Consider the following 17,608-nt stretch of genomic DNA (forward strand, 5'->3'; position numbering starts at 1 on the left):
GCACTATGGTCAATAGTGCAATTTTCTTTGGCTTGGTTAAAAAGACAACATTATAACGTTCGAACAATACTAATAGTATGTAACCTGAAGCTTAATATCTTAAGGTTCCAGTGAAAAACCCGGCAATATTCTCAGTTCACTAACAGAATAATAGTAGAGGTTTCAAATTGATGACAAGTAGCACAGCCGCAGCGAATCAGGCAAATGACGATGATCACTATGTCCAATTCGTGAATGTTAAAAAAAGCTATGATCAAAAAAACTTGGTTGTAAAAAATTTCAATCTCGATACAAAAAAAGGAGAATTTGTCACCTTACTTGGTCCCTCAGGTTCAGGAAAAACCACCTGCTTAATGATGCTAGCAGGCTTTGAAGATGTCACCAGCGGCAACATTCTTATCAACGGCGAACCCGTCACTAACATTGCGCCTTATCATCGTAATATCGGCATGGTTTTTCAACATTACGCCTTGTTTCCTCATATGACTATTGCAGAAAATCTCGCCTACCCACTAAAAGTTAGAAAGTTACCTGCCAGTGAAGTAGAGCGACGAGTTAAAGACTCCTTAGCCTTAGTTGAGCTATCTAATTTTGCTAAACGTTATCCAGGTCAGCTTTCAGGTGGCCAAAAACAACGAGTGGCCCTAGCACGCTCCTTAATTTTTGAACCGAGCATTGTATTAATGGACGAGCCTCTTGGCGCGCTCGATAAAAATCTTCGAGAACAAATGCAGTTTGAAATTAAACGCTTACATCAAGATCTTGGTTTTACTGCTATTTATGTTACCCATGACCAGACTGAAGCGCTGACCATGTCTGACCGTATTGCGGTGTTTAACAACGGCATTGTTGAACAATGTGCATCTCCTGAAGATCTGTACGAGCGACCAGCCAACGCTTTTGTGGCCAATTTCATCGGGGAAAATAATTCGATCGCTGGCACGGTTATCAAGTGCAGTGACGGCTTAAACCATGTTCGACTCGAAGATGGCGCTATCGTTACCACGAGCAACTCAAATTCACCGCAAGAAAATGAGCCTTGCAATGTAATGATCAGGCCCGAAAACTTGTTTATTGCCAACGGCCAATTAATGGATAATCACATTAATGTCACTTTTATGACCAGGCTCTATGTCGGTGATTCCATTCGTTATTTCTTCAAATTATCCAATGGATTAGAAATAATGGTCAAGTCTCTTAATGACAGCATGGCGCCAATTTTCCAGCCCGGCGAACTCGCAAAATTAACTTGGTCGACCGCCAGTGGACTAGCGTTAGCACCCTAAACTCAAATATTTATATTAACCCACCAAAAACGCAAGAGGAACAACAATGAATAAACTCAAGCGATTCGGCGCAGCACTCGCGCTTTGCACAGCAGTAAGCCCTACTATAGCGGAACAGTTTACCGCAGTATCGTTCGGTGGTGCCTATGGCGCTGCTCAACAAAAGCATATGCTAGATCCTTACATGAAAAAAACCGGCCATAAGATCTTATTTGAGAACTACTCAGGTGGTATTGCCGAAATTAAAGCGCAAGTCGAAAGTGGTAACATTCTTTGGGATGTAGTTGATATTGAAGTTATTGATCTTGAACGGGCTTGTTCTGAAGGCCTATTAGAAATTTTCCCGCATGATACCTTACCGGCCGGTGATGACGGCGTAGCAGCGAATAAAGATTTTATTCCGGAAGCTTTATCAAATGAATGTGGGGTCGGCAATATTATTTGGACCGTACTGTTCTCTTATAGCGACAAAACAATTAAAGGTGGTACGCCTGACTCGATTAATGACTTGTTCGATACCAAGACTTTCCCTGGCAAACGCGCCCTGCGAAAACGTCCACAGGTAAACATGGAATGGGCTTTATTAGCCGATGGTGTGCCTAAAGCGCAAGTGTATGAATTGCTTGCCACTAAAAAAGGTCAACAGCGCGCCTTTGCTAAATTAGACACAATTAAAGATCAAATAGTGTGGTTTGATAGCTGGTCGCAAGCACCGCAACTACTTAATGACGGTGGTGCAGTCATGGTGCAGTCGGCCAACGGCCGGATTTTCGATGCAATTCAAAGTGATAAAAAGCCGTTTAAAATGGTGTGGGATGCGCATGTTTATGATCTAGACGTTTGGGCTATTGTAAAGGGCAGTAAAAAGAAAGCATTAGCTGAAGATTTTATTCGTTATGCAACGAGCTCTCGTCCTGAAAGTGGCATGCAAGAAGTGGCTTATGGCCCAACTCGTAACTCTTCATATGCCTATGTCGACAAAGCAGTTATTCCTAAATTACCTTCTGCGCACCTTGATGAAGGTCTGCAAGCCAGCGGTGAATTTTGGGCCGATTATGGCGAGTCACTCGGTGAAAAGTTCAATGAATGGCTACTTAAATAACCTGAGTAGCGGATAAGCTAGTTTGGTTTTTAAATGATTGATTCAGTCCGATCATATCGGCTGAATCAATTGACCAATAGCATCACCAGAGATAAGGCAGTTCCTATGCAACAAACCGTTTTAAATTCCGAGTCGACATCAGAAAGTAATGTTAACTCAGCTTCTTTATCAGAGCTATCAGCGACGGAAATAATTCAAAGCCGTAAAATTATTCGTCGTCGAAAATTGGTTGCTTTTGCATTTGCTGCCCCGTTAATAATTTTTGTTATCGTGTCTTTTCTCGCTCCGATTGGCACCATGCTCTACCGCAGTGTATATCACCCAACCGTAGCCCAATTAGTCCCAGCAACATTAACCGCCTTGGAAGATTGGGATGCAACTAAAAATAACTTACCCGACGATCGGATAATTAATATATTTGCTGTTGAATTAAAAAAACTGGCACACGCTCGCCGATCTGGCAAATTGGCAGAAGAGATCAATCGCTCACTGCCCGGCAGCTCCAGTGTCATAAAATCAACCGCACGTAAACTAAAGAAAATAGATGAAGCGCAGTTACAGCAAACTGGCGCAGCCAAATTATTTAGCTTAAAACCGCAATGGCACAACGTAGAAATATGGCGAGTGATCAAAAAATCTGGCGCTGTTTTCACTACCAGTTTTTATCTGACTGCGCTCGATTTGATGCACAATGCCAAAGATGAAGTGGTTGCTCGAGATACTCAAATCTACGTCAAACTCTATCTGAAAAGTCTAAAAATTGCGTTATTGATTACCTTGCTGACCGTAGTGATTGGTTTTCCTTTGTCGTACTATTTAGCGACAGCCCCGACCAAAACAGCCAATATTTTGATGGTGTTTGTATTACTGCCCTTTTGGACCTCATTGTTGGTCCGCACCACTTCGTGGATTGCCTTGCTGCAAACCAATGGCGTGGTCAATAGTGTATTGCAAACGCTTAATATAATTACCGAGCCGTTAGATATGCTGTACACCCAATTTTCAACGGTTATCGCGATGACGCACATCTTACTGCCTTTTATGATTTTACCGCTATACAGCGTGATGAAAGGCATAGACCCAACCTATTTACGCGCCGCGATGTCATTAGGTGCTAAACCTATTCCCGCTTTTATTCGTATTTATCTGCCTATGACCTTGCCAGGGATCAGCGCTGGTGCCTTGTTAGTCTTTATTGTTTCAATCGGCTATTACATCACGCCAGCCTTGGTTGGTGGCACCGATGGTCAAATGATTAGTAACATCATCGCGTTCCATATGCAGTCATCGAATAACTGGGAATTAGCGGCCGCGTTAGGTTCATTATTGCTCGGCGCTATTTTATTGTTGTATTGGATGTACGATCGCTTGGTCGGTGTTAGTAACATCAAGCTTGGTTAAGCAGGTGAGCTGCTGATTTTTAATGATTTTGATTAATCCTATGTGGTTTAATGCCACTGGAGTGCAACCATGAAATTTCCAAACTATTATACTTTGCCACAAAAAATTGGCATGCATGGACTCAGACTAACCGCGTGGTTGGTATTGGCCTTTTTGATGGTGCCTATTTTGGTGATTGTGCCACTGTCTTTTAATGTCGAACCTTACTTTTCATTCACCCCTGGCATGATGGCATTAGATCCCGAAGCTTACTCGCTGAAATGGTATAGCGAATTTATGACCGATGATAAGTGGCAATTAGCCATTAGAAATAGCTTTTTCATTGGCCTTTGCGCCACAATAATCGCCACAGTTCTAGGCACCCTTGCTGCCATAGGGCTGTCAAACCCAGTAATGCCATTTCAACGCTTGATCATGGCGATGTTACTATCACCAATGATTGTTCCGCTGATCATAACCGCAGCTGGCATGTATTTCTTTTACACCAAACTAGGGCTGTCTGGCAGCTACTTAGGGGTCATTTTTGCCCATGCAGCACTGGGTACTCCCTTTGTCATTATTACCGTTAATGCTGCTTTGGCCGGGTTTGATTTCTCGTTAATGCGGGCTTCAATGGGGCTTGGCGCGACTCCAACCTATACCTTTTTCAAAATAATTATGCCGCTAATTCGCCCCGGTGTTATATCTGGTGCGTTATTTGCGTTTGTTACTTCATTTGACGAGGTCGTTGTCATTTTATTTCTTGCGGGTCCCGAGCAACGAACCATTCCCAGAGAAATGTTTTCAGGTTTGCGCGAACAAATCAGCCCCACTATTCTCGCTGTGGCAGTGTTGTTGGTCACGTTGTCGGCAATGATGTTATTTACCCTTGAATATTTACGCGCTCGCGGCGAACGCATTCGCACCGGCAGTTATTAAATGAATGATAATGCCTATTTCTAAAATCTACTCAAAAAAAGCCGAGCAATCACTTTGCTCGGCTTTTTGGTATTAATAAGTTGAAGATCTAACTTTGTCGGCGAAAAAATGAAATTAAGATTGTGCTTAAAAACATCAGTATCCACAGCGATTTTGGCTCAGATACCTCGACTGTTGGCGGAATGTCCCTCTCTGTTGTGACAATAAACATTTGCTCGAAGCCATTGTTGATATTTTTACCAAAACCGTCAATTAAACCGTTACAAATTTCATCATCAGCGCCACCACCAAATAAACTCACATCACAACCCAATCTAAGATCAATATTTAGCGTGTAATCATCAAGCTCTGCATTGGTCAGTGAACCAAACAGCCCGAATAATTGATCATTGAGTTCAGGAAACAACACTGCATAAGCAACATGATCGGCGCCAAGGTTATGGTTAATAGGCCCCTCATCTTCATTGCCATCGCAAGAAACCGGGATCGGTAGTGAAGGATTGGTGGTGGTATCTAGACAAATAGGTCCGCCCGACAGTACATAATCGGTATCGGCATTGGTATTGCCATTAGGACCTGAACCGTCTGAAGTATAACTTGTAACATCACCTAAAAATGTCCCGCCGCCTCCTTCCGATACCAGACCATACTTACTATTGTTATTAGTAAAATCATAAATACCAACAATGCTATCTGTATCATCGGTTATGGTAACTTGAGCCCATGCGGCTAAACTTTGTTCATTGGCACCGTTTAAGTTATTATTATTAAACATAAAGACCATGTCATCACCGTTAAGGAATGACATCAATGCCGCTAAAGATGAATCCCAGGTGTCGGCCTTATCGCCACTAAAACTGCTAATTTCATCAGCGTCGGTCTCGGTCCCAGTGCTAAAGAAATTACCACCAGAATTACCAGATGGCGTGCTATAAGCATTATCCATGCCAATAAAGTTGGTATTAACTGGCGTCCCTGATGAGCCAGTTGCGACGACAATAAAATCGGATATTTGACCAGGCGTTGACGAAATATTATAAGCGGAATCGCCAGTTTGAATTTCAGCTATCGGCATCGAATATGATTGTGCATCACCGTATTGGACAAAACCAACCCCATCAAGATCGATTACCGCTGCTTGGGCTAACCCGACAGAAGTCGTTAACATCAGGAGCGCAAAATTAGAACGTTTCATTAATTTCCCCTTAAATAATCTCTTATATGTTCTAGAGGGAATAATGCATAAATTAAACCATTATTATTAGTTAATCAATTTCAATTAATTACAAAGGTTGAAAAAAAATAAATTTAAAAATGTAAATTTTTCTGACATTTTTTTATTTTTAACAACGCTAAAAAATTGGATCTAGAGGGGAATAAACTAGGCCAGTTACCGTTACGCCTTCACAACGGCAGTGATTATAAAATCGTATTTAGCTAGCAAGTAATTGATAGCTAAATTATCAATTACTATTTAGCTCATTACTCTGTGCAAGCTAGTTCACAATTACACTGCCAAACCCGTACTAAACTAGCCTTGTGGCGCCAGATTGGCTATAATTCGGCCCCCGCAATAATGAAGACACCACAAATAATGCTTAAGACTACCGCCAAACCTATCAACGATTATCCAATGTACTGGGCCGAATGTTTTGGCACAGCACCTTTTTTACCTACAACACGTCAGGAAATGGATGCTTTGGGTTGGGATAGCTGCGATATCATTATTGTTTCTGGTGATGCCTATGTTGATCACCCGAGTTTTGGCATGGCGGTTATCGGTCGGGTATTAGAAGCCCAAGGTTACCGCGTTGGCATTATTGCGCAGCCAGCATGGGACAGTAAAGATGCCTTTATGGCATTGGGCCAGCCTAATTTATTTTTTGGTGTGACCGCTGGCAACATGGATTCGATGATCAACCGTTATACGGCCGATCGTAAGCTGCGTCATGACGATGCTTATACCCCGAACAATGAAGGTGGTAAGCGCCCAGATCGCGCAGTACTTATTTATTCTCAGCGTTGTCGCGAAGCCTACAAAGAAACCCCGATTATTATTGGCGGCATTGAAGCGAGTTTACGCCGTTTAGCGCATTATGATTATTGGTCAGACAAAATTCGTCGCTCAGTGCTGCTCGATGCCAAAGCCGACATTTTACTGTTTGGCAATGCTGAGCGGGCATTAATAGAATTTGCTTTTCGGGTTGCTAACGGCGAGCCAATCGAAGAAATTACCGACATTGCTGGCACCGCCGTGATGCGTAAAACATTGCCAGAAGGTTTCACCGAGATAGATTCCACTCGGATTGAAAAACCTAATCCGGCGATGGTTCGCAAGATGCTCAACCCTTATCAAACCGATGATAGTTGTAAAAATGACAGCGAAAAAGCCACTGAAAAAGCGGCAGCCCAAGCGCAAGTTGTTACGGTTCGCCCGGCAAAACGCGATACGAAAACCACCGCGGTTCGTTTGCCGTCATTTGAAAAATTAAAAAGTGACAAGGTATTATACGCCCATGCGGCGCGTATTATGCACCTTGAAACTAACCCCTACTCAGCACGCGCATTAATTCAAAAACATGGCGACCGTGAGTTGTGGGTTAATACTCCGCCTATTCCATTAACAACCGATGAAATGGATTTTGTGTTTGGCTTGCCATACGCCCGAGTACCGCACCCAAGTTATGGCAAGGCAAAGATTCCCGCTTATGACATGATAAAAACCTCGGTAAATATCATGCGTGGTTGTTTTGGTGGCTGTTCGTTCTGTTCGATTACTGAACATGAAGGCCGGATTATTCAAAATCGCTCGAAGGCTTCAATCTTGCGCGAACTGGGCGAAATTCGCGACAAAGTACCGGGCTTTACTGGTACTATTTCAGATCTTGGTGGCCCAACCGCTAATATGTACCGCTTAGGTTGTTCTGATCCTAAAGCTGAAATTAATTGTCGTCATCCATCGTGTGTTTTTCCAAAAATATGTAGCAAGTTAAATACCGATCACCAGCACACCATTGATTTATATCGTGAAGCACGTAAGGTTCCGGGCATCAAGAAAATTTTGATCGCCTCGGGTGTTCGCTATGATCTCGCGGTTGAGTCGCCTGAATACGTTAAAGAATTAGTGACCCACCATGTCGGTGGTTATTTAAAAATTGCGCCTGAGCACACCCAAAAAGGTACGCTCGATCTCATGATGAAGCCGGGCATGGGTGCTTATGATGAATTTAAAGACATGTTCTATAAATTCAGTGCAGAAGCAGGTAAAAAACAGTACATGATCCCGTACTTCATCTCGGCTCACCCCGGCAGCACCGATGAGGACATGTTAAACCTTGCTTTGTGGCTTAAGAGCAACGAATTTGAATGTGATCAAGTTCAGAACTTTTATCCTTCGCCAATGTGTAATGCTACCGCGATGTACCATTCTGAAACGAACCCGTTAAAGCGAGTTAAGTACAAGAAAAAAGGTGAAGAGTTGTTTGTCGCCAAAGGTGAACGTCAACGTCGCTTGCATAAAGCATTTTTACGCTACCACGATCCAGCAAACTGGCAGATGATCCGCCAAGCACTGACTCGCATGGGCATGAAATACTTAATCGGGACCAAAACTCACTGTTTGGTGCCAAGCGAATTTGAAGAAGAACGTGTTGCCGCCACGATGCGCGTCCGTGAATCGAGTCGTCATGGCAATAAACGCTTTGCGACTAAGCACCCGAAACAGCCAGATATTCGAAAAGACAAACCGGTATTTGCCAGAAATAAGCCCAAATATAGCAGCGATCAGGCCGCGGGCAATAACACACCTAAACTTGAGCAAAGACCTAAGCCAACAGCTAAGCCTAAGTCTAAAGTGACGACTAAAGCTAGCCCGAAAAACAAAGCGCGCAGCAAGTCTAAACTGCCAGCGTTAGGCGCCCGTGTCGACCGGGTTTAATGGTTCGCTCGTTTGAGCTAACAATTAAGCGAATAAAAAAGGGGGATAGTCATGTGACTATCCCCCTTTTTTCTGTTCAGGATGTCGTACAGGCATGAATGCCAGAGCGACGATGTTGCCCGAATAACCGTTAAGAACGCACTAGATAATCGGCTTGGCCAATCCACTTATAGGTTGTCAGCTCTTTAAGACCCATAGGGCCACGGGCATGTAGCTTTTGCGTACTTACCGCAACCTCAGCGCCTAAACCGAACTGACTACCATCGGTAAAACGCGTGCTAGCATTAACATAAACCGCTGCCGAATTAACTTGATTAACAAAGCGATTAGCTTGGGCGATTGATTCAGTTAAAATACCATCGGAGTGCTGTGAACTGTGCTGGCGAATGTGACTTATCGCCCCTGCAATGTCGTCAACAATAGCGACAGACAAGGTTAGTGATAGCCACTCTTGGTCAAAGTCACCGACAACGGCCGCTTCTACAGATGCGCCGGCCGCACTTAAAATAGCGTAGGCGTCAGCATCGGCTTTAAATAATACTTGCGACTGTTTTAACTCTTGCGCTAACAAAGATAATAATTGTGGCGCGACTGAACGCTCAACTAATACGACATCAAGCGCATTACACACTGAGGTACGCTGCGTTTTAGCGTTGTTAATCACTTTAACCGATTTCTCTAAATTTGCCGATGCTTCAACAAACAGATGACAAATACCTATGCCGCCAGTGATCACCGGAATGGTACTTTGCTCAAGACATAAACGGTGCAGGCCAGCACCACCACGCGGAATGATCATATCGACATAGCGATCCATTTTTAGCAGTTGTGTGACTAAGTCCCGATCTGGATTGTCGATGTACTGAATCGAGTGCGATGGCAAATCAACACTTGTCAATGCTTGCTCAATCACCTTTAGCAAAGCGAGATTACTATTAATGGTTTCTTTACCACCACGCAAAATGGCGGCATTACCCGTTTTTAACGCTAAAGCTGCGATATCAATAGTAACATTAGGACGGGCTTCATAAATAACCCCTAAGACACCAATCGGCACTCGGCGTTTAGACAGACGTAAACCACTTTCTAATAATTTAGACTCGGTCTCTTCACCTACGGGATCGTCCAGCTGACACAAACGTAATACGTCATCGCTCATGCCTTTAAGTCGCTCAGGATTAAGCAATAAACGGTCAATGATCGCTTCAGTTATTCCGGCTGCTCTGGCCTGACTAATATCAATTTCATTCGCGCTTAAAATAGCTGTTTGATGTTCTATCAGCCCAGCGGATAATGCTGTTAGCAATGCATTTTTCTGACGGGTTGATGCCTGAGATAATTGGTAACTTGCTGTAAGAGCTTGTTCACCTAATAGATTGATGTTCATCTTGATTCCTATGTTAAAAACTTAAAGCACAACTAAATTATTACGGTGGATCACGACCTTGCCATAACCATAACCTAAGGTTGATTCAATTTCGTCCGAATGCAAGCCTTTGATTTGATGTAAATCATCACTGCTATAACGGGTTAGCCCTTTCGCAATTTGCATGCCCTGATTATCACAGAGCGTGATCATATCGCCACGCGCAAACGAACCTTTGATCTGGCTAATGCCCTTAGGCAGTAAACTGCTGCCTTGCTTAATCACGGCCTTAACCGCGCCATCATCTAAGGTCATTTCCCCAACAGGCCCTGGCCCAGCGAGTAACCAACGTTTACGGCTTTCAAGGGGGTTATCGGTCGCACTAAATTTGGTACCAATCGCAACGCCAGCTGCTACTTCTAAAATTACATTTTGATGATGACCTGCGGCAATCACTACCACAGCACCACTGCGACGTGCAATTTCTGCCGCTTGAATCTTGGTTGCCATGCCGCCAGTACCTAAGGTTGTGCCGCTGCCTCCCGCCATTGCCCGTAATTTATCGTCAATCACATCAACATTAGTGATTAAAGTCGCATCGACATGAGTCCGTGGGTTGGCATTATATAAGCCGACTTGATCGGTTAATAACATCAATAAATCAGCATCGGCCAAACCAACCATTAACGCTGACAGGTTATCATTATCGCCAACTTTAATTTCGGTGGTCGCGACGGCATCGTTTTCATTGATGATTGGTATTATCTTGTGTTTAAGCAGGGTATCAAGCATATCTCGAGCATTAAGGTAGCGCTCACGATCGTCGAGGTCGGCCCGAGTTAACAGCATTTGGCCAACATGTAGGCCATAGATATTAAACAGATTTTCCCAGGTTTGAATTAATTGACTTTGACCAACCGCCGCCAACATTTGCTTTGTCGACATTTTGTCAGACAGCTGTGGAAAGCCCAATCGCTCACGTCCGGCAGCAATCGCTCCTGAGGTACATAAAATCACCTCACAACCCTGTCGATGTAACGTTGCCATTTGGCGAACCAGTTCAACCATATGGGCGCGATCAAGACTATTACCACCAGAAGTTAAAACACTGGTACCAAGTTTTACTACGATCCGTTTAAACATTGCTTGTTTTTTTTTCATATTAAATACGATTTACATACGTTTTATATCTATACCCGTATTTATACCGTGTAACCACTAGTTACAGCAAGCTTAAACTACTAAATAGTGGTGATAATAGCGGCCAGATATCATCAGAGGTATTAACCGGGTCATGTCAACAGTCGCCAGAGCATACTAGCTGAGGTAAAAATGAGAGATAGTGAAAAGTCTTCACTTTATTAAGCGCAAAAAAAAGGTAACTCCTAATAAGGAGTTACCAAAAAATGCAACGTGGCTGGAAGTTAAAACGCTGCACAAAGTATATTGTTCAATACACATTCTTTAATACACTTTCTTCTATAGACTGTCTTCAATAGGCAGTGCTCAATATTCTTTGTGCAATATTCTTTGTGCAATATTTTAAGTAGCCAGCAACATTCAAACGACCGACTTAAACGAACGTTTGAATACTAACCAGTATATTACAAAAATGCAACAAAGTTTGAGCGATTATTACATTTCGTGAGCGCCAGACAGCAAAAAGCCCAATAACTATTCTCATAACAAGATGGTTATCGGGCTTTAGGTCAAGCTAAGAACTACTGCGCGAACTTAGACTTAATTTATCTTAACGCAATTATCTTAGCTCTATCGGCACTGCAAACACCGTATTTTCTTCAATGCCTGGATTTTCAATTATTTGACCGCCAGTGAGTTCCACCAGTTTATCAATCACTTGTTGCACCAAAATCTCCGGCGCAGAGGCACCAGCCGTCACACCAACGGAGTTAACATTGTCAAGCCAGCTTGGATCGATGTCGCGATCGTTATCAATCAGATAAGCGCGTGTGCCTTGTTTTTCGGACAACTCACGCAGTCGATTGGAGTTAGAGCTATTTTTAGACCCAACCACCAACAACAACTCAACCTTGGTTGAAATATCTTTAACCGCGTCTTGACGATTTTGGGTCGCGTAACAAATATCATCTTTGCGTGGCCCTTCAATCTGTGGAAAACGCGCCCGTAACGCATCAATAATTGCTTTAGTATCATCAACCGACAAGGTTGTTTGCGTCACGTAATGTAACGCTGTTGGATCAGCGACTTCAAGTGTCGCAACATCGTCAACCGTTTCAACTAAATACATCGCGCCAGCGGCATTGGAATATTGCCCCATGGTGCCGATCACTTCAGGGTGACCTTTGTGACCAATTAAGATGCATTCGGTACTGCGCTTGCTCGAACGTGCTACTTCCATGTGAACCTTGGTGACCAAGGGGCAAGTCGCATCAAACACCCGTAAATCACGGCGCTTGGCTTCTTGACGTACCGCTTGAGAAACACCGTGGGCGCTAAAAACAACCGTGCTATTGTCTGGCACCTGATCGAGTTCTTCGACAAAAATCGCGCCGCGCTCACGTAAGCCATCGACAACATATTTGTTATGCACCACTTCATGACGAACATAAATTGGTTTTTCAAATAAGTCGAGCGCCCGTTCAACAATAGTAATAGCGCGATCTACTCCGGCACAAAAACCGCGTGGATTAGCTCTGACGATTTTTACTGTCATTAGAATTAGCCTAGTTTACGTTAAGTATGTCAATGGCGAAGGTCACAACCTGCCCCGCTAACGGGTGGTTAAAATCAATCGTTACTGAATCACCCACAATTTCACGGACCACACCTGGTAACTCCGTGCCATTTTGCTGTTCAAACGAAATGATAGCACCGACTTCTAGCGATTCGGCGTCAAAACGACTACGTTCAAGGTGATAAATGTTGTCAGGATTCACTTCACCAAAGGCATCGGCCGCTGGCAAGGAAAACTCAGTTGACTCATTAGCACTAAGACCCAACAATTTGGCTTCAAAAGCTGGCGATAGGCTACCATCGCCCATGTTAAGTTTGGCCGGTTTATTGTTAACCTTGGTACTGTCTGCCGCTGAACCGTCTGATAATTTCATCGTAACATGAAAAATAATTTCACTGCTTGCGCCAATCACGTGCTGATTTTTCTGAGCCGGTTCTTCGATATTAACTGCATTAGTCACAATTAGCTTTCCTGTGTTGATGATGACGAAGTGGTAAATGCTTCGACAATAATTAATCCGGCACCGATACAAATAGCGACATCTGCAATATTAAAGGCTGGCCAGTGATACTGCTGATAATAAACATCTAAAAAGTCGATAACATAGCCATAAGCAACTCGGTCGATCAAATTTCCGACAGCACCAGCAAGTACTAGCGCATACGAAACGGCCAACAGCTTTTCAGCTTTATGCAACCCACGCAGCCAATAAACTAACAAACTGCTTATCGCAACCGCAACCGCCGTAAAAAACCACCGTTGCCAGCCACCGGCATCACTTAAGAAGCTAAATGCCGCACCTTCGTTATGCACGTAGGTAAAATTAAACATTGGCATTATCGAAATTGATTCATACAAGCTAAAGCTGTTGCTAACCCACACCTTAGATACTTGATCCAAGATGATTAATATCACGGTTAACCACAGCCATACTAAACCACTTTGCGCCGCAGAGGCCGGCTTGGTCGCCGACCCCGTTTGATCATTTTGCTGATTAAGCATAGTGACGAACTTCGCCTTCACCTTCAATATTAGTCACACAGCGGCCACACAAGGTGACGTGAGCTTCATTGCTGCCCACTTCATCGCGGTGATGCCAACAACGCTCACATTTTTCACCGGTAGAGGGCTCAACCAACACACTTAAACCGTCAATTTCAGTGGCAATCGCGTTGTCTGCTGCTGCGCCATTGACCACATTTACTTGTGAAGTAATAAATACAAAGCGTAGCTCTGATTCGATCAGCGCTAATTGCTTAGCCAGCTCATCGTTAGCAAAAATTGTCACGTTCGCCTGTAAGCTGCCACCAATGACATCATCACGACGCGCTTGTTCCATGGTTTTATTTACCGCATTACGAACCGCTAAAATTTGTTCCCAAAATTCAGGATTTAATTGTTCAGTGCTGTCTTGCGCTGTCAGGCCTTCGTACCATTCACTGGTAAAGACAAATTCTTGGTCATTGTTTGGTAACAACTTCCAAATTTCGTCAGCAGTAAAGCTTAAGATTGGCGCTATCCAACGTACTAATGCTTGCGCAATATGGTACATCGCTGTTTGACAGCTACGACGTGGTAAACCATCGGCTTTAGCGGTGTATTGACGATCTTTGATGATATCAAGGTAGAAACTGCCTAGCTCAATCGAACAAAAATGCGTTAGCTTTTGCACCACAACATGGAACTGGTAGCTATCATAGGCTTCAATAATTTCTTGTTGAAGCTGATGAGCACGACCAACAACCCAACGATCTAACGCCACCATGTCTTCACTGGCGACCAAATCGGTTGCTGGATCAAAACCGTTAAGGTTTGATAACAAGAAACGCGAGGTATTACGGATACGACGATAAGAATCAGCACTACGGTCAAGTATTTCATCAGACACGGTCATTTCAGCGGTGTAGTTAGCTGACGCTACCCACAAACGTAGAATATCTGCACCTAAACGGTTAACCACTTGTTGTGGTGACATTACGTTGCCGATTGACTTAGACATTTTCTTGCCATTGCCATCAACGGTAAAGCCGTGGGTTAATACCTGGCGGTAAGGCGCGGTACCATTCATCGCGACAGATGTCATTAGCGACGACTGGAACCAACCACGATGCTGATCTGAACCTTCAAGGTATAAATCTGCAGGACCCGTTAATTCTTCACGAGCATCAACAACACAAGCGTGTGTTACACCCGAGTCAAACCAGACATCTAAGGTGTCGGTAATTTTAACGTAGGTATCGCCACCTTCAGCCAAGAACTCACTTGGCTCAAGATCAAACCATGCTTGAATACCGTCTTTTTCAATTAATACCGCAACACGCTCTAGTAACTCAGCCGTATCTGGGTGTAGTTCATTGGTGTCTTTATTGATAAAGACCGTTAATGGCACGCCCCAAGTACGTTGGCGTGAAACACACCAGTCAGGGCGACCTACAACCATGTTTTCAATGCGCTGCTGGCCCCAATCTGGGATCCACTGAGTTTTTTTAATTTCGGCCATTGCTTGGTCGCGTAAACCGTTTTGATCCATCGAAATGAACCACTGTGGCGTAGCGCGGAAAATAATTGGCGTTTTGTGGCGCCAGCAATGTGGGTAGCTATGCGTTAATGCATGGTGATGCACTAAGGTGCCACGCTCTTTAAGCAACTCAACGATAACGTCGTTCGCCTTAAAGATATGCTGACCTTCAAATAACGGAGTACCTTCAAGGTAAACACCGTTAGCACCAACTGGATTGGCTACTTCGATGTTGTACTTTTGGCCGACCACGTAATCTTCTTGGCCGTGACCAGGAGCGGTATGAACAACACCAGTACCTGAGTCGGTAGTTACGTGCTCACCTAAAATAACTGGCACGTCAAAGTCATAAAATGGGTGGTTAAAACGCACTAATTCTAACGCGCTGCCATCACACTGGCCAAGCACATTAAATTTCTCAACACCGTAACGTTCCATCGCGCTGGTCATTAAGTCATGCGCTAAAATCAGACGTTCACTAACGCCATCTTTTTCGCACTGAACTAACACATACTCAACTTTTTCATGCATTGACAACGCGCGGTTAGCCGGCAGAGTCCATGGCGTAGTGGTCCAGATCACCGTAGAGATAGTACCGCTACCAGCGTGGGCAGGATCAATCGCCATTTTTTCTAGGATTTCGGCTTCATTAACTGCATTAAAACGTACGTCAACCGCTGGCGAACGTTTGTCTTCGTATTCAACTTCGGCTTCAGCCAATGATGAACCACAATCTAAACACCAATGAACCGGCTTAGCGCCTTGTTGCAAGTGGCCATTCGCAATGATTTTACCCATAGAACGAACAATGTTCGCTTCAAAGTCAAAATTCATGGTTTGATAAGGGTTAAACCAATCACCAAACACGCCTAAGCGGATAAAGTCTTTACGCTGACCGTCAATTTGACGTTGGGCATAAGCACGACATTTTTCACGAAAATCGCTCGCTGAGATTTTATGGCCCGGTTTACCGTGCTTTTTCTCAACTTGTAGCTCGATTGGCAAGCCGTGACAATCCCAACCTGGAATATAAGGTGCATCGAAACCAGCAATGGTTTTTGACTTAATAATAATGTCTTTAAGAATTTTATTAACTGAGTGACCAATATGAATGTCGCCATTGGCGTAGGGAGGGCCGTCGTGCAAAATAAAAGTCTTACGACCTTTTCTTGCTGCACGGATCTTGCCGTACAAATCGGCCTTATCCCATGCTTTAAGCATCATAGGTTCACGATTTGCCAAGTTAGCCTTCATTGAAAATGAAGTTTTTGGCAAGTTTAAAGTCTGCTTATACTCTGACTTCTTAAATTCGGTTTTCTTGTCATCACTCATGTAAAAATCACACCATTATGGTCACATGCCTATTCTATAACAGGCATTTGGGTCACTAAATATTATTTATTGAAGCTAATTTGATAGAAAAAACGCTTTAGCTTCAACGGCATCTTTTGCGATTTGTTGCTTTAACTGCTCGAAAGAGTCAAATTTAAATTCATCGCGAATTTTGTGCAGCACTTGGGTATCAATGGTTTTTCCATAAATATCTTGCTGAAAATCAAACAAATGAATTTCAAGCTGCATTCGACTGCCATTAACAGTCGGGCGCTGACCAATATTGGCCACACCGCTATAACTCACCCCATCAAGCACTACTTCGACGGCATAAACACCATGTAATGGTGACACTTTACGCTCTAATGCGATATTAGCCGTCGGAAAGCCGATGGTTCGGCCCTTTTTATCACCGTGACGCACTCGGCCACTGATGGTGTAAGGATGCCCTAACATTTTCTGCGCCGTAGCTATCTCGCCAGCGGCTAATTTTTGGCGAATAAGGGTACTGCTAATGCGCGCATTAGCCAGCTTTAAACTTTGGGTGCTAACGACTTCAAAATCATATTGCTGACCCGCCTTAACTAACATATTGTAGTCGCCGGTTCGGTCATGGCCAAACCTGAAATCATCACCCACCACCAAAAATTTAACCCCTAGTTTATTAACCAATAATTGCTCAATAAACTCAGGTGCCGACAGGGTGGCAAATTGCTGATTAAAACGAACACATAACAAGCGATCGATATCATAATTTTCAAGTAGCCGCAGTTTTTCTCGCAAACGCGATAATCGTGCTGGTGCTTGCTGCCCCAAAAATAGCTCTTGCGGATGCGGCTCAAACGTCATCACCGTGCTCGCTAAACCTAACGAATTGGCACGTGATTTGAGGCCATTAAGTACTTCTTGATGCCCTAAATGAACACCGTCGAAATTACCTATGGTTAATACACAGCCGCGATGGCGTCTAGCGATATTATGTATACCACGTATTAATTCCATATTTTCGCTCGCACCCTCACCCCTAAAATT

Annotated in this window: 12 protein-coding genes and 1 pseudogene; 5 read left to right on the forward strand and 8 right to left on the reverse strand. The window is 43.7% G+C overall.

The features are described from left to right. The first annotated feature begins 170 nt into the window (after positions 1–170). The 4 genes from HRU23_08810 to HRU23_08825 all read left to right on the forward strand — a co-directional run bounded on the left by HRU23_08810 (position 171) and on the right by HRU23_08825 (position 4,707). Positions 171–1,286 (forward strand): ABC transporter ATP-binding protein, encoded by a 1,116-nt coding sequence (locus HRU23_08810; protein NRA54228.1) that lies wholly within the window; start codon positions 171–173, stop codon positions 1,284–1,286. A gap of 46 nt (positions 1,287–1,332) precedes the next feature. Then, positions 1,333–2,388 carry an ABC transporter substrate-binding protein gene (locus HRU23_08815; GenBank protein NRA54229.1) on the forward strand — a complete coding sequence of 352 codons (1,056 nt, stop codon included), beginning with the start codon at positions 1,333–1,335 and terminating at the stop codon, positions 2,386–2,388. Positions 2,389–2,493: 105 nt separating this feature from the next. After that, positions 2,494–3,789, forward strand: coding sequence for an ABC transporter permease (locus tag HRU23_08820; GenBank protein NRA54230.1), 1,296 nt, complete (start codon positions 2,494–2,496; stop codon positions 3,787–3,789). 69 nt (positions 3,790–3,858) lie between these two features. After that, positions 3,859–4,707 carry an ABC transporter permease gene (locus tag HRU23_08825; protein ID NRA54231.1) on the forward strand — a complete coding sequence of 283 codons (849 nt, stop codon included), beginning with the start codon at positions 3,859–3,861 and terminating at the stop codon, positions 4,705–4,707. Positions 4,708–4,795: 88 nt separating this feature from the next. Here HRU23_08825 and HRU23_08830 read toward each other — a convergent pair whose 3' ends face one another. After that, positions 4,796–5,902 (reverse strand): hypothetical protein, encoded by a 1,107-nt coding sequence (locus HRU23_08830; protein ID NRA54232.1) that lies wholly within the window; start codon positions 5,900–5,902, stop codon positions 4,796–4,798. 399 nt (positions 5,903–6,301) lie between these two features. On the opposite strand from HRU23_08830, the pseudogene HRU23_08835 reads away from it, so the two are divergent. Further along, positions 6,302–8,452 (forward strand): annotated as a pseudogene (locus HRU23_08835) (YgiQ family radical SAM protein). Between the two features lie 322 nt (positions 8,453–8,774). Here the strand turns inward: HRU23_08835 and HRU23_08840 are convergent. The 7 genes from HRU23_08840 to ribF form a co-directional block, all read right to left on the reverse strand. After that, positions 8,775–10,031 carry a glutamate-5-semialdehyde dehydrogenase gene (locus tag HRU23_08840; protein NRA54233.1) on the reverse strand — a complete coding sequence of 419 codons (1,257 nt, stop codon included), beginning with the start codon at positions 10,029–10,031 and terminating at the stop codon, positions 8,775–8,777. Between the two features lie 21 nt (positions 10,032–10,052). Then, entirely contained in the window at positions 10,053–11,171 is a 1,119-nt protein-coding gene (gene proB / locus HRU23_08845; GenBank protein NRA54234.1) for a glutamate 5-kinase, read from the reverse strand. Between the two features lie 598 nt (positions 11,172–11,769). Beyond that, positions 11,770–12,705: a 4-hydroxy-3-methylbut-2-enyl diphosphate reductase gene (gene ispH, locus HRU23_08850; GenBank protein NRA54235.1), complete on the reverse strand. Its 936-nt coding sequence runs from the start codon at positions 12,703–12,705 to the stop codon at positions 11,770–11,772. A 10-nt stretch (positions 12,706–12,715) separates the two neighbouring features. Beyond that, entirely contained in the window at positions 12,716–13,099 is a 384-nt protein-coding gene (gene fkpB / locus HRU23_08855) for an FKBP-type peptidyl-prolyl cis-trans isomerase (protein NRA54236.1), read from the reverse strand. 89 nt (positions 13,100–13,188) lie between these two features. Further along, complete coding sequence (lspA, locus tag HRU23_08860) at positions 13,189–13,728, reverse strand: signal peptidase II (GenBank protein ID NRA54237.1); 540 nt, start codon at positions 13,726–13,728, stop codon at positions 13,189–13,191. After that, positions 13,721–16,576: an isoleucine--tRNA ligase gene (gene ileS / locus HRU23_08865; GenBank protein NRA54238.1), complete on the reverse strand. Its 2,856-nt coding sequence runs from the start codon at positions 16,574–16,576 to the stop codon at positions 13,721–13,723. The genes lspA and ileS overlap by 8 nt, the downstream gene beginning before the upstream one ends. A 75-nt stretch (positions 16,577–16,651) precedes the next feature. Next, positions 16,652–17,578 carry a bifunctional riboflavin kinase/FAD synthetase gene (ribF, locus tag HRU23_08870; GenBank protein ID NRA54239.1) on the reverse strand — a complete coding sequence of 309 codons (927 nt, stop codon included), beginning with the start codon at positions 17,576–17,578 and terminating at the stop codon, positions 16,652–16,654. Positions 17,579–17,608: the final 30 nt, after the last annotated feature.

The sequence above is a fragment of the Gammaproteobacteria bacterium genome, from assembly GCA_013214945.1.
GTDB lineage: Bacteria > Pseudomonadota > Gammaproteobacteria > Enterobacterales > Psychrobiaceae > Psychrobium.